Origin of the sequence: Enterobacter sp. 148H3 (assembly GCF_034107425.1) — a bacterium.
GTDB lineage: Bacteria > Pseudomonadota > Gammaproteobacteria > Enterobacterales > Enterobacteriaceae > Enterobacter > Enterobacter vonholyi.
The window spans coordinates 431,102-451,496 of sequence record NZ_JAWNEI010000001.1 but is presented as its reverse complement, the minus strand read 5'-3'; the positions used below and the strand labels follow the sequence as shown (position 1 = coordinate 451,496).

12 protein-coding genes are annotated in these 20,395 nt (G+C 59.4%); 8 read left to right on the top strand and 4 right to left on the bottom strand.

Features of this window, described 5'->3' with window-relative positions; translation table 11 throughout:
• Nucleotide 1: 1 nt before the first annotated feature.
• From asmA to udk, 3 genes are all read right to left on the bottom strand, one after another.
• The gene (asmA, locus tag USH94_RS02000) at nt 2–1,852 is read right to left on the bottom strand and encodes an outer membrane assembly protein AsmA (RefSeq protein ID WP_111965786.1); all 1,851 of its coding nucleotides are present in this window, start codon (nt 1,850–1,852) and stop codon (nt 2–4) included.
• A gap of 22 nt (nt 1,853–1,874) precedes the next feature.
• The gene (dcd, locus tag USH94_RS01995; protein ID WP_111965787.1) at nt 1,875–2,456 is read right to left on the bottom strand and encodes a dCTP deaminase; all 582 of its coding nucleotides are present in this window, start codon (nt 2,454–2,456) and stop codon (nt 1,875–1,877) included.
• A 91-nt stretch (nt 2,457–2,547) separates the two neighbouring features.
• Nucleotides 2,548–3,189 (bottom strand): uridine kinase, encoded by a 642-nt coding sequence (udk, locus tag USH94_RS01990; RefSeq protein WP_008500855.1) that lies wholly within the window; start codon nt 3,187–3,189, stop codon nt 2,548–2,550.
• Nucleotides 3,190–3,532: 343 nt separating this feature from the next.
• Between udk and USH94_RS01985 the strand changes: the two genes are divergently transcribed.
• Entirely contained in the window at nt 3,533–6,862 is a 3,330-nt protein-coding gene (locus tag USH94_RS01985) for a diguanylate cyclase (RefSeq protein WP_111965788.1), read from the top strand.
• Here the strand turns inward: USH94_RS01985 and alkA are convergent.
• Nucleotides 6,833–7,699, bottom strand: coding sequence for a DNA-3-methyladenine glycosylase 2 (gene alkA, locus USH94_RS01980; protein WP_111965789.1), 867 nt, complete (start codon nt 7,697–7,699; stop codon nt 6,833–6,835). The genes USH94_RS01985 and alkA overlap by 30 nt on opposite strands.
• A 130-nt stretch (nt 7,700–7,829) precedes the next feature.
• Here alkA and yegD point away from each other — a divergent pair, with 130 nt between their 5' ends.
• From yegD to baeR, 7 genes are all read left to right on the top strand, one after another.
• Nucleotides 7,830–9,182 carry a molecular chaperone gene (gene yegD / locus USH94_RS01975; protein ID WP_111965790.1) on the top strand — a complete coding sequence of 451 codons (1,353 nt, stop codon included), beginning with the start codon at nt 7,830–7,832 and terminating at the stop codon, nt 9,180–9,182.
• A gap of 212 nt (nt 9,183–9,394) precedes the next feature.
• Entirely contained in the window at nt 9,395–10,597 is a 1,203-nt protein-coding gene (locus USH94_RS01970) for an MdtA/MuxA family multidrug efflux RND transporter periplasmic adaptor subunit (RefSeq protein ID WP_111965791.1), read from the top strand.
• On the top strand, nt 10,597–13,719 hold the full coding sequence (locus USH94_RS01965; RefSeq protein ID WP_111965792.1) for an MdtB/MuxB family multidrug efflux RND transporter permease subunit: 3,123 nt from the start codon (nt 10,597–10,599) through the stop codon (nt 13,717–13,719). Before USH94_RS01970 ends, USH94_RS01965 begins: the two co-directional genes overlap by 1 nt.
• Entirely contained in the window at nt 13,720–16,797 is a 3,078-nt protein-coding gene (gene mdtC, locus USH94_RS01960) for a multidrug efflux RND transporter permease subunit MdtC (RefSeq protein WP_111965793.1), read from the top strand.
• A complete protein-coding gene (locus USH94_RS01955; RefSeq protein ID WP_111965794.1) occupies nt 16,798–18,213 on the top strand; it encodes an MFS transporter in 1,416 nt (471 codons plus the stop codon).
• Nucleotides 18,210–19,613: a two-component system sensor histidine kinase BaeS gene (baeS, locus tag USH94_RS01950; protein ID WP_111965795.1), complete on the top strand. Its 1,404-nt coding sequence runs from the start codon at nt 18,210–18,212 to the stop codon at nt 19,611–19,613. Before USH94_RS01955 ends, baeS begins: the two co-directional genes overlap by 4 nt.
• Complete coding sequence (gene baeR / locus USH94_RS01945) at nt 19,610–20,332, top strand: two-component system response regulator BaeR (protein ID WP_111965796.1); 723 nt, start codon at nt 19,610–19,612, stop codon at nt 20,330–20,332. Before baeS ends, baeR begins: the two co-directional genes overlap by 4 nt.
• Nucleotides 20,333–20,395 lie beyond the last annotated feature (63 nt).

Here is a 20,395-nt window from a genome sequence, read left to right as displayed (position 1 = left end):
ATCACAGCTTATCCAGCAGCTTTTTCACATCCTTGCCGTCCTGTGAATCTTTATTACGATCCGCCCAGCCGCTAAGCCGACGTTTCGCTTCATCCTGCAGATGCTTGCGCAGGATCTGATCCACCTGCAGGCTGTAATTCAGTGCCTGCCATTTGCCGTATACGGTCAGCGGGACCGGCGTCTCTTTCAGGAAGTCGATGAGCTTGCTTTCACCCTGCCAGCCGGAAAGTACCCGAACGTTAAAGCGCGTATCCGCCGTCTCTTTCACCAGATCCAGCTTGCCTTCACCGGTCACAGATAAGAGTGAAGAGTCGCCCTGCATTCCGTCGAGAGTAAGCTGGCCGTTGTCCAGCGTCAGGTCCGCGGTGAAGCTCTCGAGGCGGGTGGCGCTGTCGTAGTTATCCTGGGCTTTTACATCGCTGCTGCGCTCAACCGCCTGCTGCACCAGCTGCTGGAAGTTAAGCCCTTCCATACGGGAATTTTTCAGATCGAGATGCGCCTGCCCCTGCCACTCGCGGCGGAAAGCATCGGCATCAATTTGCGAACCTGAGAAGTCACCCGCGAGCGTCAACTGCCCCGTCAGGGATATCGGGTAGTTAAACGCCTTCAGGATGGTGCCTATCTCAACATTGTCGAGACGCGGCTGGAATTCGGCGCTGGCAACGTCTTTACGGACATCCAGCGTACCGGGCAGCGAGAGGTTTCCTGCGCCCATCTTACCGCTCAGTTCGGAGATCACCAGCAAACCGTTATGGTTAAACATCTGGCTGCTCACGTCGGTAAATTCCATGCCTCGCCAGCGCAGGCTATTGGCTTTCAGCAGAATATCCGCCGTGAATCCACGCAGGGCGTTATAGTCAGGCTGATCGAGATTAGACGAGATGACCGGACGTGATACCGGTGCCTGGCTTTGCCCCGTCTGCGTGGCATCGCTGTCCGTGGCGCTGGCTGGCAGAGGCGGCAACAGGTTTTCAAGGTTGAGCCTGTCAAACTGCAGATTCAGCACCCACTTCGGCTTCTCTTCGAGCGTGACGCTCGCCTGCCCCTTCAGGCTACTGTCATTAGCCTGCAGGTTGAGATTATCCAGCTCCAGCTGTTTTTGTTCTTCGCGCCATACGGCCTGCAGCGTTCCCTGCCCGGCGATCCCCAGGGCGGGAAGATCTGCCCCCGTCAGCTGCCAGTTAAGCTGCTGGATATCAGCCGTGAGCTGATGCGGGTAGTCTGACGCATTCACATTCGCATTCAGCGACAGGGTCAAATCACGCTGATCGCGATTCACGCGTCCGCTAAACTCTACCGTCGCAAGGTGGTGAGCATCCTGTTCCATCTGTAGGTTAATGTCGCGAACGGTCACCTGCTCCTGGTGTTCATGCTGGAAAACTAACACGCTATCGGCAACTTTCAGCTTGCCGATATCAAAAGACCAGCCAGTATCGGACGGCTCATCAGGAAGGGTATTCTCGCGCGGCGCGACCGGCGCATTTGCATCACGCACGGCTTCGGTTTGTGGGGTGAGCTGAATCACCGCGCCTTTCAGCATCACCTGCTTAACCTGCAGCTGATGGGAAATGAGCGGGATCAGCGCCACATCAAGGCGCATGTTGTCTGCGGACACCAGCGGCTGGGACGCTCCCGGCGCGGTGAGCGACATGCGGCCAGAGAGAATGCTGAGCTGCGGCCAGACGTGCCAGCGCAGCGGCCCGTCAAGATTCAGTTGATAACCACTGCGTGCCTCGACCTGCCGCACCATGTAAGTGCGGAAATCGTTGGGGTTAACCAGCAGAACCAACGCCGAAAGGCCAGCCACCAGCACCACCAGCAAAATCATCAGCGTTGTCAGAACTCTTCTCATGGCATCCTCAATGGGCTAACGATCAGTCTTTATCAATGCGGCTGGCAACCGCGCCCTGCTGGTCGCGATATTTTGCGTCCTGCCGACGGTTATAAGGACGATCTGCCGGGCCTGACAGCGGTTCAAAACTTAACGCGCCGATCATCATTCCCGGACGCAGCGCCAGCGGTAATTTACCGGCATTGAAGAATTCCAGAACGATACGCCCCGACCAGCCGGGATCGATACGGTGCGCGGTCACGTGAACCATCAGCCCCAGTCTCGCCAGCGAAGAACGGCCATCAAGCCAGCCGACCAGGTCCGCAGGCAGGGTTACAGATTCAAACGTCACCGCCAGGGCCAGTTCACCCGGATGCAGATAAAAAGCTTCGCCCTCGTCGATAACGATTTCGTCACTCATCACACGATCGAGCGCAGCGCTGACTTCGTCCTTCGGCCCGCTGAGGTCAATGAACGGTGCGGTATGGCCGCTAAAGGTGCGGAATTTATTCCCCAACCGTACATCAACGGTCACACCATTGATACGCTCAATGGGTGGACGTGGGGTAATAGACAAACGGCCTTCATCCAGCCAGGCTTCTATATCGCGATCACAAAGACGCATGGCACTTTCTCCTTTCATGCATCGTACCCTGAGGCGGTAAGCGCTCAGGGTAAAACCAGGTTATCTCTGAACGGTACACAATTCACGCGGCTTATTCAAAAAACTGGCTGATTTTCGCTTTTAAGATATCTATAGCAATGCGGTTTTTACCCCCGCGCGGCACAATGATATCGGCGTATTGTTTGGATGGCTCAATAAACTGCAGGAACATCGGGCGAACCGTTTTCTGGTATTGCGCCATGACGGAGTCCATCGAACGGCCGCGCTCATTCACGTCACGCTTGATGCGGCGCATCAGGCAGATATCCAGCGGAGTATCAACGAAAATCGAGAAGTTCATGGATTCACGCAGGCGGGCGTCGGTCAGAAGCAGGATGCCTTCGAGGATAATGACCTTTTTCGGCTCGATGCGGATGGTTTCCTGGGTGCGGGTGTGTTCTACGTAACTGTAAACGGGCAGTTCAATCGCCTGGCCGCTTTTGAGCGCTTCTAAATGCTGGAACAGCAAGCTGTGATCCATTGCATTTGGGTGGTCATAGTTCGTTTTAACGCGCTCTTCCATCGACAGATGGGATTGATCTTTGTAATAGCTGTCTTCGGGAATGACGCCGATATGCTCATCACCTACTTGTTCACGCAGTTCGCGATAAAGCGTACTGGCAATTAGACTTTTACCTGAAGCCGATGCGCCGGCGATGCCTATAATGACGCACTGATGAGACTTATCAGTCATAAATTTAGCGACCTGATTAACCTGGATGTTAAGGAAGGACGACGCCGGAGCGTCAAACGCGGCAATTATAGGGATTTCGCGGGCGTGATACCAGTCGAATGCACAGGTTCTGCGAGACTGGGCTAAAAGTGACGTCTTATTCCCTGAGTGAAATTTAAATGAGCGTTTTTTCAGCGTTTAACCGTTTTTTTTCACGGAGCTTCTATTTAATAAGTCTGTGGTGTCAAATTCTGAGCGGTCACCATATGAATTGTAAATTGTTTGTACTAGCATAAACCAAATTATCAAATTCACGCGTTCGGACATCTTCCCTGACGGCATGGCGTCTCTGGATAAAGCGGTAATGAATAAACAATACCAGCGGGTTTTGGTTACCACCCCACATCCTTTAATACGACTTGTCTGTCTGGGCCTGGTCACCTTTATCTTTACCTTATTTTCGCTGGAGCTCACCCGGTTCGGCACCCTGCTGGCCCCGCTCTGGTTCCCCACCGCCATTATGATGGTGGCGTTTTACCGCCATGCAGGAAAAATGTGGCCGGGAATCGCCCTGGCCTGTTCGTTCGGCAATATTCTGGCCACATGGATGCTGTTTTCGTGGGGATCGATAAACCTCACCTACACCTCAATTAACGTGGTTGAAGCCTTTACCGGTGCGTTATTGCTGCGCAAATTGCTGCCGTGGTACAACCCGCTGCAGAATCTGAATGACTGGATCCGGGTGGCCATCGGCAGCGCCGTGATACCGCCCCTGGTGGGCGGCGTCCTGGTATCTCTGCTGGCGCCCGGCCCTGAACCAGCGCGTAATTTCTTCGTCTGGGTGTTGTCTGAAGCCATTGGCGCGCTGGCGGTGGTACCACTGGGACTGTTGTTTAAACCGCATTATCTGCTGCGCCACCGTGACCCACGATTGCTGCTGGAAACCCTGACCACCCTGGCCGTGACGCTGGCCCTCAGTTGGGCAGCCATTACCTGGCTGCCGTGGCCTTTCACCTGCGTTATCGTTTTGCTTATGTGGAGCGCGGTGCGCTTGCCGCGAATGGAAGCGTTCATGGTGTTTCTTGTCACCGTGATGGTTGTGTCGCTGATGATTGCCCGGAACCCTGTGGCGCTGACAACCCAGCACGTCGGGCCGATGTTGAACGCCCCCTGGCTGCCGTTTCTGATGCTGCTCCTGCCTGCCAACGTGATGACCATGGTGATGTACGCCTTCCGCGCCGAGCGCAAGCACATTACCGAAAGCGAGGAGCGTTTCCGCAATGCGATGGAGTATTCCGCCATCGGTATGGCGCTGGTCAGCATCGAAGGTAAATGGCTTCAGGCTAACAAGGCGCTGTGCAATTTCCTCGGTTACAGCCAGACGGAGCTCCAGTCGCTGACCTTCCAGCAGCTCACCTGGCCGGAAGATCTGAATACCGACCTGGAGCAGCTCGAACAGCTGGTCAACGGCGACATCAACACTTACACCCTCGAGAAGCGCTATTACACCCGCGACGGGGAAGTGGTCTGGGCGCTGCTTGCCGTCTCCGTCGTGCGCCATGCCGACGGCTCGCCGCTCTACTTTATCGCCCAGATTGAAGACATTAACGACCTGAAGCAGACCGAGTGGGTCAATAAGCGCCTGATGGAGCGCATTACGCTTGCTAACGAAGCGGGCGGCATCGGCATCTGGGAGTGGGATCTCGAGCCAGACATCATCAGCTGGGACAAGCGGATGTTTGAGCTGTATGAAATCCCGCCGCACATCAAGCCTACCTGGCAGCTCTGGCACGATACGATGCTGCCGGAAGATCGTGCCCACGCTGAGAAGGTGCTGCGGGACTCGCTGATATCCCGTCTGCCGTTTAAGCTGGAATTCCGCATCCGCGTGAAGGAAGGCGTGCGCCATATTCGCTCCCTGGCGAACCGGGTGCTCAATAAGCAGGGCGAAGTCGAACGGCTGCTCGGTATCAACATGGACATGACCGAGGTTAAGCAGCTTAACGAGGCGCTTTTCCAGGAAAAAGAGCGGCTACACATCACGCTCGACTCTATCGGTGAAGCGGTGCTGTGCACCGATATCAACATGAACGTCACCTTTATGAACCCGGTCGCTGAGAAAATGAGCGGCTGGCTGCAGACCGAAGCTATCGGCCAGCCGATCCTGAAGGTGTTGCATATCACCTTTGGTGAAAAAGGGCCGCTGATGGAGAATATTCACAGCGGCGATATGTCCCGTTCTGATATCGATCAGGACGTGGTGCTGAACTGCCGTACCGGTGGTAATTTTGATATTCATTACAGCATTACGCCGCTCAGCACGCTGGATGGACAGAATATTGGCTCGGTTATAGTGATTCAGGACGTGACAGAGTCGCGCAAAATGCTGCGCCAGCTGAGCTACAGCGCCTCCCACGATGCCCTAACCCATCTGGCAAACCGGGTCAGCTTCGAAAATCATCTCAAACGACTCCTGCAGACCGTTCGCGAAACGCGACAGCGCCATGCCCTGGTCTTTATCGATCTCGATCGCTTCAAAGCCGTCAACGATACGGCGGGCCATGCGGCGGGCGATGCCCTGCTGCGGGAACTCTCTTCTCTGATGCTGACCATGCTCCGCTCCAGCGACGTGCTGGCGCGTCTGGGCGGGGATGAGTTTGGGTTACTATTGCCGGACTGCAATATTGAAAGCGCGCGCTATATTGCCGGTCGCCTGATTCATGCCATCAACGACTATCACTTTATGTGGGAAGGCCGCCTGCACCGGATCGGCGCCAGCGCAGGTATCACGCTGATTGATGAAAATAACCATCAGGCGTCGGAGGTAATGTCGCAGGCGGATATTGCCTGTTACGCCTCAAAAAACAACGGGCGCGGTACTGTGACGGTTTACGAACCCCAGCAAGAGCGGGATCACAACACGCGCAGCATGATGTCGCTTGATGAACAGTGGCACATGATTAAAGACAATCATCTGATGATGATCGCCCGCAGCGTCGCCTCCCCGCGCATCCCGGAAAGCAGTAATTTCTGGCTGCTTTCGTTACGCCTGTGGACCAGCCAGGGTGAAGTACAGGAGGAGCATGCCTTCCGTTCGGGCCTGGCGGAGCCTGAGCTTTTGCACGCCCTCGACAGACGTATCTTTAGTGAATTTTTCCGTGCCTCCGCCGCGCAGGTGGCCAGTAAAGGCATGGGCGTGGCACTGCCGCTTTCTGAGGCCGGTTTAGCCAGCGTAACGCTGGTCGATGAACTTCTCGAGCTGCTGGATAAAAGCCCCATGCCGGGCCGTCTCCTGCATCTGGTTATCTCTGCCGACGTGGTGTGCAGCCCGGATAAAAACCTGCAACGGGGTCTGCAAAAGCTTCGCCAGGCGGGCTGCCGTGTGATCTTCAGTCAGATAGGACGCGACATGAACGTCTTCACGCACCTGAGCCCGAACATGGCCGACTATCTGATGCTGGACGCAGAGGTGGTCAGCAACGTCTATGGCAACCTGATGGATGAGATGATGGTGACCATTGTTCAGGGCCACGCCCAGCGTCTGGGAATGAAGACCATAGCAGGGCCGTGTAATCAGCCCATCATGATGGATACGCTCTCGGGCATCGGCATTGATTTTATCTATGGCGACACTATCGCCGAGCCGCAGCCATTAGATCTTCTGCTAAACACCAGCTATTTCGCCATCAACTGACGGTGCCCAGCCGTCGATATACCAGATGTGCAGCAGCGCGTAGGAGCGCCACGGTTTCCAGCGTTCGGCATAACGACGAATTTGCGCGGGCGTCATTCCTGCGAAGCGTTGCTTAATCAGGTAATCATCCGGCAGAAACACATCTTTCGCCTGCCAGCCGCGCAGGGCCAGATAATTTGCCGTCCAGCGCCCTATCCCCGGCCGCTGCTGTAGCGCCTTCATCCCCTCTTCTATATTCACGGGCGGGAAAAGCGGAAACGTTCCGTCGATAACCGACTGCGCCAGATGAATCAGCGACTCCGCGCGTTTTACGGGCATGCCCAACGCTTTCAGCGCCAGCGGGTCCGCTGCCGCCAGCGCCTGCGGCGTGGGGAAGCAGAGATACCCCGGGCAATCCGCCACCGGTTCGCCGCATAACGCCACCACGCGCGACGCCAGCTTCGCCGCCATCGCCACGCTCACGAGTTGCCCGAGGATCGCCCGGACGCCCTGCTCGTACGCATCCATCGATCCCGGCAAACGTAAGCCCGGCCTTGCAGCCCCGAGATCGCCCAGCGTATCCGCTATGTGCTGCGGGTTGCAGGAGAGATCGAACAGGCGTTCTATGCGCTCGAGGCATGCCTGCGCAACCGGAATCAACCCCGGACTGAGCGTCACGGTCAGCGTATGGGCTGCGATATCCGGCGTCACGCGAAATATTCCCTGATGCCCTTCGCAGGCAAAACTGCGCTCGTAGTAGTCGTTTGTGACGGTTTCAATGCTCGTCACCGCACGCGCGCCAAGAAAGCCAAACATCCACTGCCAGTCGTAAGGGGGAAGCCAGTTCAGGGTGTACATCGTCTCTCCTTTTGGGTTCTTCACAGCATAAACGGAAAGGTCCTATTTCGCCTTGCTTTCATATTCCTGTTGTCGCCATGCGGACATTTCGTTAAAGTCTCGCCCCTTCTCACCGGCATGGGGATTCATCGTGTTTATTGGATTTGACTACGGTACGGCAAACTGCTCGGTTGCGATTATGCAAAATGGGCAGCCACGGCTCCTGAAAATGGAAAAAGAGAGCACGCTGCTGCCGTCAATGCTCTGCGCGCCGACGCGTGAAGCGGTGAGCGAATGGCTGTTCCGCCACCATCAGGTTCCGGCCACGGCGGCGGAGACCCAGGCGCTGCTGCGCCGGGCGGTCAGCTTTAACCGTGAGGAAGACATCGACGTTACGCCGTCCAGCGTGCAGTTCGGCCTCTCTTCGCTCGGGCACTACATTGAAGATCCCGAAGAAGTCTATTTCGTTAAGTCGCCAAAATCCTTCCTCGGCGCCAGCGGCCTGAAGCCGCAGCAGGTCGCGTTGTTTGAAGACCTGGTGTGCGCGATGATGCTGCATATTCGCAATCAGGCGCAGACGCAGGTCACCGATGCGATTACCCAGGCGGTGATTGGCCGCCCGATCAACTTCCAGGGGCTGGGCGGCGACGAGGCCAACCAGCAGGCGCAGGGGATCCTTGAACGCGCGGCGCACCGCGCAGGCTTCCGCGATGTGGTATTCCAGTATGAACCGGTTGCCGCGGGGCTGGACTTTGAAGCCACGCTGACGGAAGAGAAGCGCGTATTGGTCGTGGATATCGGCGGGGGCACGACGGACTGCTCGCTGCTGCTGATGGGCCCCGAATGGCATAACCGTCGCGATCGTGAAAACAGCCTGCTCGGGCACAGCGGCTGCCGCGTAGGCGGTAACGATCTCGATATCGCGCTGGCATTCAAAAGCCTGATGCCGCTGCTCGGCATGGGCGGTCAGACGGAAAAAGGCATCGCCCTGCCGATCCTGCCGTGGTGGAATGCGATTGCTATCAACGATGTACCTGCGCAAAGTGATTTTTACAGCACCGCGAACGGCCGCTTCCTTAACGATCTGGTTCGCGACGCGCAGGACGCCGAAAAAGTCGCCCTCCTCTATAAAGTGTGGCGCCAGCGTCTGAGCTACCGCGTGGTACGTACCGCGGAAGAGAGTAAAATCGCCCTTTCCGACCGCGCCGAGCATGCGGTCTCCCTGCCGTTCATCAGCGACGAACTGGCCACCGCCATTTCGCAGGACGGTCTGGAGACGGCGCTTGCCCAGCCGCTGCAGCGCATTCTGGAACAGGTGCAGCTGGCGCTGGAGAACGGCAAAGAGAAGCCGGACGTCATCTACCTGACCGGCGGTAGCGCCCGTTCACCGCTGATTAAGAAAGCGCTGGCCGAACAGCTGCCGGGTATTCCGATTGCAGGGGGCGATGATTTTGGTTCCGTTACAGCAGGGCTGGCGCGCTGGGCGCAGGTGATGTTTAGCTAGCGTTGTTGCGGTGCGGCCTGGCGCCCTCACCCCGGCCCTCTGCCACAGGGAGAGGGATAAAACACCAAAAACGGCAGCGGATGTTGCCGTTTTGCGTTTACCTCCATTCAGACCATTCCTGACAGTCTTCCATATTTCCTCCATTTTTCCGCTGTGTTAGCTGACTAAACTAGTATCATTCCCCGAAGTCTTCAGGATGAGAACGTATAACGATGAAAGGCAGTAACAAACCCCGCTGGGCAATCGCCGCTGGCATCATTGTGGTGGCCCTTGCCGCCGCCTGGTACTGGCACAGCCAATCCGCGAACTCCGCAGCTCCCGCCGGTGCCAGCAATCAGGCACAGCGCCCGGCAGGCGGAGGGCGTCACGGCATGCGCGGCGGAGCCCTGGCGCCGGTACAGGCGGCGACGGCGGTGAAAAAAGCCGTTCCTCGCTATCTCACAGGTCTCGGGACCATTACCGCCGCCAATACCGCCACGGTGCGCAGCCGCGTCGACGGCCAGCTCGTCGCGATCCACTTCCAGGAAGGTCAGCAGGTCAAAGCGGGCGATCTGCTGGCCGAAATTGACCCGAGCCAGTTTAAGGTTGCCCTCGCCCAGGCGCAGGGACAGCTCGCGAAAGACAAAGCCACGCTCGCCAACGCCCGCCGGGATTTAGCGCGCTACCAGCAGCTGGTGAAAACCAACCTCGTGTCTCGTCAGGAGCTTGATACCCAGCAGTCGCTGGTCAGCGAAACGCAGGGCACTATCAAAGCCGACGAAGCCGCCGTTGCCAGCGCCCAGCTGCAGCTGGACTGGAGCCGCATCACCGCGCCGATTGACGGACGCGTCGGCCTGAAGCAGGTCGATATCGGCAACCAAATCTCCAGCGGCGACACCACGGGCATCGTGGTGATCACCCAAACCCAGCCGATTGATTTAGTCTTTACCCTGCCGGAAAGCGATATCGCGACCGTCATGCAGGCGCAAAAAACCGGTAAAGGCCTGGTGGTGGAAGCCTGGGACCGCACCAACAAGCAGAAACTGAGTGAAGGGTCCCTGCTCAGTCTGGATAACCAGATCGACACCACCACCGGCACCATCAAGCTGAAGGCGCGCTTTAATAACCAGGACGATGCCCTCTTCCCGAACCAGTTCGTCAATGCGCGCATGCTGGTCGCGACCGAAGAGAACGCGGTGGTGATCCCCACCGCTGCACTGCAGATGGGTAATGAAGGTAACTTTGTCTGGGTGCTTAACAGCGACAATAAGGTCAGCAAGCATCTGGTAAAAACCGGAATTCAGGACAGCCAGACGGTGGTCATCAGCGCCGGCCTTTCCGCAGGCGACCGCGTGGTCACCGACGGTATTGACCGTCTGACCGAAGGAGCCAAAGTAGAAGTGGTTGAACCGGCGAAACAGGGAGCGACCTCCTGATGCAGGTGCTGCCGCCAGGCTCTACAGGTGGGCCATCACGCCTGTTTATCCTCCGTCCTGTCGCCACCACGCTGCTGATGGTGGCGATCCTGCTCGCCGGGATTATCGGCTATCGCTTCCTGCCCGTATCGGCGCTGCCGGAAGTGGATTACCCAACCATTCAGGTGGTGACGCTCTATCCCGGCGCCAGCCCTGATGTCGTGACGTCCGCCATCACCGCCCCGCTTGAGCGCCAGTTCGGCCAGATGTCGGGGCTAAAACAGATGTCCTCCCAGAGCTCCGGCGGCGCATCCGTCGTGACGCTGCAGTTCCAGCTGACGCTGTCGCTGGACGTCGCCGAGCAGGAGGTGCAGGCCGCCATCAACGCCGCCACCAACCTGCTGCCGTCGGATCTGCCTAACCCGCCTGTCTACAGCAAGGTGAACCCGGCGGATCCGCCGATCATGACGCTGGCCGTCACCTCCTCCGCCATGCCGATGACCCAGGTAGAGGACATGGTCGAAACGCGCGTGGCGCAAAAAATTTCTCAGGTTTCCGGCGTCGGCCTCGTCACCCTGGCGGGTGGACAGCGCCCGGCGGTGCGCGTCAAGCTGAACGCGCAGGCCATCGCCGCGCTGGGGCTCACCAGTGAAACCATCCGCACCGCCATTAGCAACGCCAACGTCAACTCGGCGAAGGGCTCGCTGGACGGCCCAACCCGCGCCGTGACGCTCTCGGCGAACGACCAGATGCAGTCCGCCGACGAATATCGTCAGCTGATTATCGCCTACCAGAACGGCGCGCCGGTGCGTCTGGGCGACGTGGCGACCGTAGAACAAGGTGCGGAAAACAGCTGGCTGGGAGCCTGGGCCAACAGGCAGCAGGCGATCGTGATGAACGTGCAGCGCCAGCCGGGCGCGAACATCATCGAAACCGCCGACAGCATCCGCACCATGCTGCCGCAGCTGATCGAAAGCCTGCCGAAATCGGTCAGCGTGAAGGTGCTTTCCGACCGTACCACCAACATTCGCGCGTCGGTCACCGACACCCAGTTTGAGCTGATGCTGGCGATTGCGCTGGTGGTTATGATCATCTATCTGTTCCTGCGTAACGTCCCGGCGACCATTATTCCCGCCGTCGCCGTACCGCTCTCGCTGGTCGGCACCTTTGCGGTGATGGTGTTCCTCGATTTTTCGATCAATAACCTGACGCTGATGGCGCTCACCATCGCCACCGGGTTCGTGGTGGATGACGCCATCGTCGTTATCGAGAACATCTCGCGCTATATCGAGAAAGGCGAAAAACCGCTGGCCGCCGCGCTGAAGGGCGCAGGGGAAATCGGCTTTACCATTATCTCGCTGACCTTCTCGCTGATTGCGGTGCTGATCCCGCTGCTGTTTATGGGCGATATCGTCGGGCGGCTGTTCCGCGAGTTTGCCGTGACGCTGGCGGTCGCCATTTTGATCTCCGCCGTGGTGTCGCTGACTCTGACGCCGATGATGTGTGCCCGCATGCTGAGCCACGAGTCCCTGCGCAAGCAAAACCGCTTTTCGCGCGCCTCCGAGCGCATGTTCGAGTGCATTATTGCCGCCTATGGTCGCGTGCTGGCGAAAGTTCTGAACCATCCGTGGGCAACGCTCGGCGTGGCGCTCGGCACGCTGGCGCTCAGCGTGATGCTGTGGATTTTCATTCCGAAAGGCTTCTTCCCGATCCAGGACAACGGCATTATCCAGGGCACGCTTCAGGCCCCGCAGTCGGTCTCCTTCGCCAATATGGCCCAGCGCCAGCAGCAGGTGTCTGAAATCATCATGAAGGATCCGGCGGTCGAGAGCCTGACCTCCTACGTGGGCGTCGACGGCACCAACCCGTCGCTCAACAGCGCACGTCTGCAGATCAACCTCAAGCCGCTGGATGAACGCGACGATCGCGTCAACGCCGTCATTGAGCGTCTGCAAAACGCCGTCGCGCGCGTGCCGGGCGTTGAGCTTTACCTGCAGCCGATTCAGGATTTGACCATCGATACGCAGGTCAGCCGCACGCAGTACCAGTTCACGCTGCAGGCCACCACGCTGGATGCCCTCAGCACCTGGGTGCCGCAGCTGGTGAACAAGCTTAACACCCTGCCCCAGCTCTCCGATGTTAGCAGCGACTGGCAGGACAAAGGGCTGGCGGCGTACGTTAACGTCAACCGCGATACCGCCAGCCGTCTGGGTATCACCATGGCGGACGTGGACAACGCCCTGTACAACGCCTTCGGTCAGCGCCTGATCTCCACCATCTACACCCAGGCGAACCAGTACCGCGTGGTGCTGGAGCACAACACGGAGAACACGCCCGGCCTGGCGGGGCTGGACTCGGTGCGCCTGACCAGCAAAGACGGCGGCATTGTGCCGCTGAGCGCTATCGCCACGGTGGAAGAACGCTATACCCCGCTGTCGATCAACCATCTGGATCAGTTCCCGTCCACCACCATCTCCTTTAACGTGCCGGACAACTATTCTCTGGGCGAAGCGGTGGAGGCCATTCAGGCGGCGGAAAAAGATCTCAGCTTCCCGTCCGATATTCAGACCCAGTTCCAGGGCAGCACCCTGGCGTTTCAGGCCGCGCTGGGTAACACCATCTGGCTGATCGTGGCGGCGGTCGTGGCGATGTACATCGTGCTCGGCGTGCTGTATGAAAGCTTTATCCACCCGATCACCATCCTCTCTACCCTGCCGACGGCGGGCGTGGGGGCACTGCTGGCACTGATGCTGGCGGGCAGCGAGCTGGACGTAATTGCCATCATCGGCATTATTCTGCTTATCGGGATCGTGAAGAAAAACGCCATCATGATGATCGACTTTGCCCTGGCCGCCGAGCGCGAGCAGGGCATGTCGCCGCGCGATGCGATTTTCCAGGCCTGCCTGCTGCGTTTTCGCCCCATACTGATGACCACGCTGGCCGCCCTGCTGGGCGCGCTGCCGCTGATGCTGAGCACCGGCGTCGGCGCGGAGCTCCGTCGTCCGCTGGGTATCGGCATGGTAGGCGGTCTGCTGGTGAGCCAGGTGCTGACCCTCTTCACCACGCCGGTGATCTACCTGCTGTTTGACCGCCTGGCGCTGTGGACCAAAAGCCGCTTCCCGAAACGTGAAGAGGAGGCATAAGTGAAGTTTTTCGCCCTCTTCATTTATCGCCCTGTGGCGACGATTTTAATCTCGCTCGCCATTACCCTCTGCGGCGTGCTGGGCTTCCGGCTGCTGCCGGTGGCCCCCCTGCCGCAGGTGGATTTCCCGGTGATCATGGTCAGCGCCTCGCTGCCGGGCGCCTCACCGGAAACCATGGCCTCGTCGGTTGCCACGCCGCTGGAGCGTTCGCTAGGGCGGATTGCGGGGGTCAACGAGATGACCTCCAGCAGCTCGCTGGGCAGCACGCGCATCATTCTGGAGTTCAGCTTCGACCGGGATATTAACGGCGCAGCGCGCGACGTGCAGGCGGCCATCAACGCCGCGCAAAGTCTACTGCCGAGCGGGATGCCGAGCCGCCCAACCTACCGCAAGGCCAACCCGTCCGACGCGCCGATCATGATCCTGACGCTGACCTCGGATACGTACTCGCAGGGGCAGCTGTACGACTTTGCATCCACCCAGCTGGCGCAGACAATCTCACAAATTAACGGCGTCGGCGACGTGAGCGTTGGCGGGAGTTCCCTGCCCGCGGTGCGCGTGGGGTTAAACCCGCAGGCGCTGTTTAACCAGGGCGTGTCGCTGGACGACGTGCGCTCCGCCATCAGCAACGCCAACGTGCGTAAACCGCAGGGAGCGATTGAGGACGGCAGCCACCGCTGGCAGATCCACACCAACGACGAGCTGAAAACCGCCGCGGAATATCAGCCGCTCATCATCCACTATAACAACGGCGCGGCGGTGCGATTAAGCGACGTGGCCAGCGTCACCGATTCGGTGCAGGACGTGCGTAACGCCGGGATGACTAACGCAAAGCCGGCGATTCTGCTGATGATCCGCAAGCTGCCGGAGGCCAACATTATCGAGACGGTGAACAGCATTCGCGCCCGTCTTCCGGACCTGCAGGAGACCATACCGGCGGCGATCGATCTGCAAATTGCCCAGGATCGCTCCCCGACCATTCGCGCCTCGCTGGAAGAGGTAGAGCAAACGCTGGTGATCTCCGTCGCGCTGGTGATCCTGGTGGTCTTCCTGTTCCTGCGATCCGGCCGCGCGACGCTTATTCCGGCGGTGGCAGTGCCGGTCTCGCTGATCGGTACCTTTGCCGCCATGTATCTGTGCGGGTTTAGCCTCAACAACCTGTCGCTGATGGCCCTGACGATTGCGACGGGCTTCGTGGTGGATGACGCCATCGTGGTGCTGGAAAACATTTCCCGCCACCTGGAAGCGGGCGTGAAGCCGCTGCAGGCCGCGCTGCAGGGCACGCGCGAGGTGGGCTTTACGGTGCTCTCCATGAGCCTGTCGCTGGTGGCGGTATTCCTGCCGCTGCTGCTGATGGGCGGGCTGCCGGGCCGGCTGCTGCGCGAATTTGCCGTCACCCTCTCCGTCGCTATCGGCATTTCGCTGGTTATCTCCTTAACGCTGACGCCAATGATGTGCGGCTGGATGCTCAAGCGCAGCAAACCCCATTCGCAGCCGCGCCGCAAAGGCTTTGGCCGCGTTCTGATGGCAATGCAGGAGGGCTACGGCAAATCGCTGAAGTGGGTGCTGAACCATACGCGTCTTGTCGGCCTGGTGCTGATGGGCACCATCGTGCTCAACGTCTGGATGTATATCACCATCCCGAAAACTTTCTTCCCGGAACAGGACACCGGCGTGCTGATGGGCGGCATTCAGGCGGACCAGAGCATTTCATTCCAGGCGATGCGCGGCAAGCTGCAGGACTTTATGAAGATCATTCGGGAAGACAAAGCCGTGGATAACGTCACCGGCTTTACCGGCGGGTCACGCGTCAACAGCGGGATGATGTTTATTACCCTGAAACCGCGCGGCGAGCGCAACGAAACCGCCCAGCAGGTGATTGACCGCCTGCGGGTGAAGCTCGCCAAAGAGCCGGGGGCAAACCTGTTTTTGATGGCCGTTCAGGATATCCGCGTCGGCGGGCGACAGGCGAACGCCAGCTATCAGTACACGTTGCTCTCGGACGATTTGGCCGCCCTGCGCGAGTGGGAGCCGAAGATCCGCAAGGCGCTGGCTGCCCTGCCGGAGCTGGCGGACGTGAACTCCGATCAGCAGGACAACGGCGCCGAGATGGCGCTGACCTATGACCGCGAAACCATGTCGCGGCTGGGTATTAATGTTGAAGCCGCCAACAGCCTGCTGAACAACGCCTTCGGCCAGCGCGAGATCTCCACCATCTACCAGCCGATGAACCAGTACAAGGTGGTAATGGAAGTTGACCCGCGCTACACCCAGGACATCAGCGCCCTGGACAAAATGTTTGTGATTAACAACGACGGCAAGGCGATTCCACTCTCCTACTTCGCCAGCTGGCAGCCTGCCAACGCGCCGCTGTCGGTGAACCATCAGGGGCTATCGGCGGCGTCGACCATCTCCTTTAACCTGCCCGCCGGTTCGTCGCTTTCTGAGGCCAGCGACGCAATCAACCGCGCGATGACCCAGCTTGGCGTGCCGTCCACCGTGCGCGGCAGCTTTGCCGGGACCGCGCAGGTGTTCCAGGAGACGATGAACTCGCAGGTAATTTTGATTCTGGCCGCCATCGCCACGGTCTATATTGTGCTGGGCGTGCTGTACGAAAGCTACGTGCATCCGCTGACCATTCTCTCGACGCTACCGTCGGCGGGCGTGGGGGCACTGCTGGCCCTGGAGCTGTTCGGCGCGCCGTTCAGCCTTATCGCGCTCATCGGGATCATGCTATTGATCGGCATCGTGAAGAAAAACGCCATCATGATGGTGGACTTCGCCCTGGACGCCCAGCGCAACGGCAACCTCTCGCCGGAAGAGGCCATCTTCCAGGCCTGCCTGCTGCGTTTTCGTCCGATCATGATGACCACCCTGGCGGCGCTGTTTGGCGCGCTGCCGCTGGTGATCTCGGGCGGCGACGGCTCAGAGCTGCGCCAGCCGCTGGGGATCACCATTGTCGGCGGCCTGGTGATGAGCCAGCTGCTGACGCTGTACACCACGCCGGTGGTCTATCTGTTCTTCGACCGCCTGCGGCTGCGCTTCTCGCGTAAAAACAGAACCACGGTGACCGAGTAAATGACCGATCTCCCCGCCAACGTTCGCTGGCAGTTATGGATAGTCGCCTTCGGCTTCTTTATGCAGTCGCTGGATACGACCATCGTCAACACCGCCCTCCCCTCCATGGCGAAAAGCCTGGGGGAGAGCCCGCTGCATATGCACATGGTGATTGTCTCCTACGTGCTGACGGTGGCCGTGATGCTGCCCGCCAGCGGCTGGCTGGCCGATAAGGTCGGCGTGCGGAACATCTTTTTTACCGCCATCGTGCTGTTTACCACCGGCTCGCTGTTTTGCGCCCAGGCCAATACCCTCGACCAGCTGGTGACGGCGCGCGTGCTGCAGGGCATCGGCGGGGCGATGATGGTGCCCGTCGGGCGGCTAACGGTGATGAAGATTGTGCCGCGCGAGCAGTACATGGCGGCGATGACCTTTGTGACCCTGCCCGGTCAGGTGGGGCCGCTGCTGGGCCCGGCGCTGGGCGGCATTCTGGTGGAGTACGCCTCGTGGCACTGGATCTTCTTAATCAACCTGCCGGTGGGCATCATCGGTGCCATCGCCACCCTGGCGCTGATGCCGAACTACAAAATGCAGACGCGGCGCTTTGATTTCTTCGGTTTTATCCTGCTGGCGGCGGGCATGGCTACGCTTACCCTGGCGCTGGACGGGCAAAAAGGGCTCGGGATTTCCCCCATGACGCTGGGTATTCTGGTCGCTCTCGGCGTCATCGCTATTTTGTGGTATCTGCGGCATGCCAGAGGTAACGATAAGGCGCTGTTCAGCCTGAACCTGTTTAAAAACCCTACCTACCGCCTTGGCCTGTTCGGCAGCTTCGCCGGGCGCGTCGGCAGCGGGATGCTGCCGTTTATGACGCCCGTTTTTCTGCAAATTGGCATGGGCTTTTCGCCGTTCCACGCGGGCCTGATGATGATCCCGATGGTGCTCGGCAGCATGGGGATGAAGCGCATCGTGGTGCAGGTCGTCAACCGCTTTGGTTACCGGCACGTGCTGGTGGCCGCCACGCTGGGGCTGGCGCTGGTCAGCCTGCTGTTTATGGCCGTGGCGCTGATGGGCTGGTACTACGCTCTACCGCTGGTGCTGTTCTGCCAGGGGATTGTCAACTCCATGCGCTTCTCGTCGATGAACACCCTGACGCTGAAGGACCTGCCGGACGATCTGGCGAGCAGCGGCAACAGCCTGCTGTCGATGATCATGCAGCTCTCAATGAGCGTGGGCGTCACCATTGCCGGCCTGCTGCTCGGCATGTACGGCCAGCACCATCTCAGCGTCGACACGCCGGTGGCGCATCAGGTCTTTTTGTATACCTACCTCAGCATGGCGGTCATCATCGCCCTGCCCGCTTTCATCTTCGCCAGAGTGCCGGATGATACCAGCAAGAACGTCGTGATTAGGCGCGGCAAAAGGAGTGGCTCATGAAATTCTGGCGTCCGGGTATTACCGGCAAGCTCTTTGTAGCGATCTTCGCCACCTGTATCGTCCTGCTGATCACCATGCACTGGGCGGTGCGGGTGAGCTTTGAGCGCGGCTTTATTGATTACATCAAGCATGGCAATGAACAGCGTTTACAGGGCTTAAGCGATGCGCTGAGTGAACAGTACGCCCAACATGGCAACTGGCGTTTTCTGCGCAATAACGACCGCTTTATTTTCCAGATCCTGCGCTCGCTGGAGCACGATACCGGTGACGATCGTCCAGGCCCGGGCATGCCGCCACACGGCTGGCGCACCCAGTTCTGGGTGATCGACCAGGATATGCGCCCCCTGGTTGGGCCGCGCGCGCCGATACCGCCGGACGGCACCCGGCGGGCAATTAAAGTGAATAACGCCACCGTGGGCTGGGTGATCGCCTCGCCGGTGGAGCGCCTGACGCGCAACACCGACATCAACTTTGACCGCCAGCAGCGCCGCACAAGCTGGCTGATTGTCGCCCTCTCCACGCTGCTCGCCGCGCTCGCCACCTTCCCGCTGGCGCGCGGTCTGCTCGCCCCGGTGAAACGGCTGGTGGAGGGTACGCACAAGCTCGCCGCCGGGGATTTCACCACTCGCGTCGATACCCGCAGCCAGGACGAACTGGGCAAGCTGGCGCAGGACTTTAACCAGCTCGCCAGCACGCTGGAGAAAAACCAGCAGATGCGCCGCGACTTTATGGCCGATATCTCGCACGAGCTGCGCACCCCGCTGGCGGTGCTGCGCGGCGAGCTCGAGGCCATTCAGGACGGCGTGCGCCAGTTTACGCCCGAATCGGTGGCCTCCCTGCAGGCGGAGGTGGGTACGCTCACCAAGCTGGTGGACGATCTCCACCAGCTCTCCATGTCCGACGAAGGCGCGCTGGCCTACCAGAAAGCGCCGGTGGACGTGATTAACATTCTGGAAGTGATCAGCGGCGCGTTCCGCGAGCGGTTTGCCAGCCGCAACCTGAAAATCGACCTCTCCCTGCCGGACAGCGCGGTGGTGTTCGGCGACAAAGACCGGCTGATGCAGCTGTTCAATAACCTGCTGGAAAACAGCCTGCGCTACACCGACAGCGGCGGAGGGCTGCACATCTCCGGCAGACAGGAAAACGGGCGCTTTGCCCTCACCTTCGCGGATTCCGCCCCAGGCGTGCAGGACGCGCAGCTGGAAAAACTGTTTGAACGTTTCTACCGTACCGAAGGCTCCCGCAACCGCGCCAGCGGCGGCTCCGGCCTGGGGCTGGCGATTTGCGTTAACATCGTCGAGGCGCATAATGGCACGATCCGCGCCGCCCATTCGCCTTTTGGCGGGGTTAGCATTACAGTAGAGTTACCTCTGGAACGGGATTTATCGAGAGAAGTATGACCGAGTTACCGATTGACGAAAACACGCCGCGCATTTTGATCGTCGAAGACGAACCCAAGCTGGGACAGCTGCTGATCGACTACTTACGCGCGGCCAGCTATGCCCCGACTCTGATAAGCCACGGCGACCAGGTGCTGCCGTATGTACGCCAGACTCCGCCGGATCTTATCCTGCTTGATTTAATGCTGCCAGGCGTTGATGGCCTGACCCTGTGCCGGGAAATTCGTCGCTTCTCCGACGTGCCGATCGTCATGGTCACCGCCAAAATTGAAGAGATTGACCGCCTGCTGGGGCTCGAAATCGGCGCGGACGACTACATCTGCAAGCCCTACAGTCCGCGCGAGGTGGTAGCCCGCGTGAAGACCATTCTGCGCCGCTGCAGGCCGCAGCGCGAGCTTCAGGTGCTGGACGCTGAAAGCCCGCTGATTGTGGATGAAAGCCGCTTCCAGGCAAGCTGGCGCGGCAAGCTGCTGGACCTGACCCCTGCGGAGTTCCGCCTGCTGAAAACCCTCTCCCACGAGCCGGGGAAAGTCTTTTCCCGCGAACAGCTGCTGAACCACCTGTACGACGATTACCGCGTAGTGACCGACCGCACCATCGACAGCCATATCAAAAACTTGCGCCGCAAGCTGGAAGCGCTGGACGCCGAACAGTCGTTTATTCGCGCGGTGTATGGCGTGGGGTATCGCTGGGAAGCGGATGCGTGCAGGATTGCCTAGTCATCCGCGGGTCAATCCAGGCCGGGTAAGGCGAAGCCGCCACCCGGCACAATAACTTTACCT

Excerpts from the sequence above, each read along its gene's own strand:
- udk (WP_008500855.1), bottom strand. The coding sequence starts at position 3,189 with ATGACTGATAAGTCTCATCAGTGCGTCATTATAGGCATCGCCGGCGCA.
- USH94_RS01965 (WP_111965792.1), top strand. The coding sequence starts at position 10,597 with ATGCAGGTGCTGCCGCCAGGCTCTACAGGTGGGCCATCACGCCTGTTT.
- alkA (WP_111965789.1), bottom strand. The coding sequence starts at position 7,699 with ATGTACACCCTGAACTGGCTTCCCCCTTACGACTGGCAGTGGATGTTT.
- asmA (WP_111965786.1), bottom strand. The coding sequence starts at position 1,852 with ATGAGAAGAGTTCTGACAACGCTGATGATTTTGCTGGTGGTGCTGGTG.
- USH94_RS01955 (WP_111965794.1), top strand. The coding sequence starts at position 16,798 with ATGACCGATCTCCCCGCCAACGTTCGCTGGCAGTTATGGATAGTCGCC.
- baeS (WP_111965795.1), top strand. The coding sequence starts at position 18,210 with ATGAAATTCTGGCGTCCGGGTATTACCGGCAAGCTCTTTGTAGCGATC.
- USH94_RS01970 (WP_111965791.1), top strand. The coding sequence starts at position 9,395 with ATGAAAGGCAGTAACAAACCCCGCTGGGCAATCGCCGCTGGCATCATT.
- USH94_RS01985 (WP_111965788.1), top strand. The coding sequence starts at position 3,533 with ATGAATAAACAATACCAGCGGGTTTTGGTTACCACCCCACATCCTTTA.
- baeR (WP_111965796.1), top strand. The coding sequence starts at position 19,610 with ATGACCGAGTTACCGATTGACGAAAACACGCCGCGCATTTTGATCGTC.
- dcd (WP_111965787.1), bottom strand. The coding sequence starts at position 2,456 with ATGCGTCTTTGTGATCGCGATATAGAAGCCTGGCTGGATGAAGGCCGT.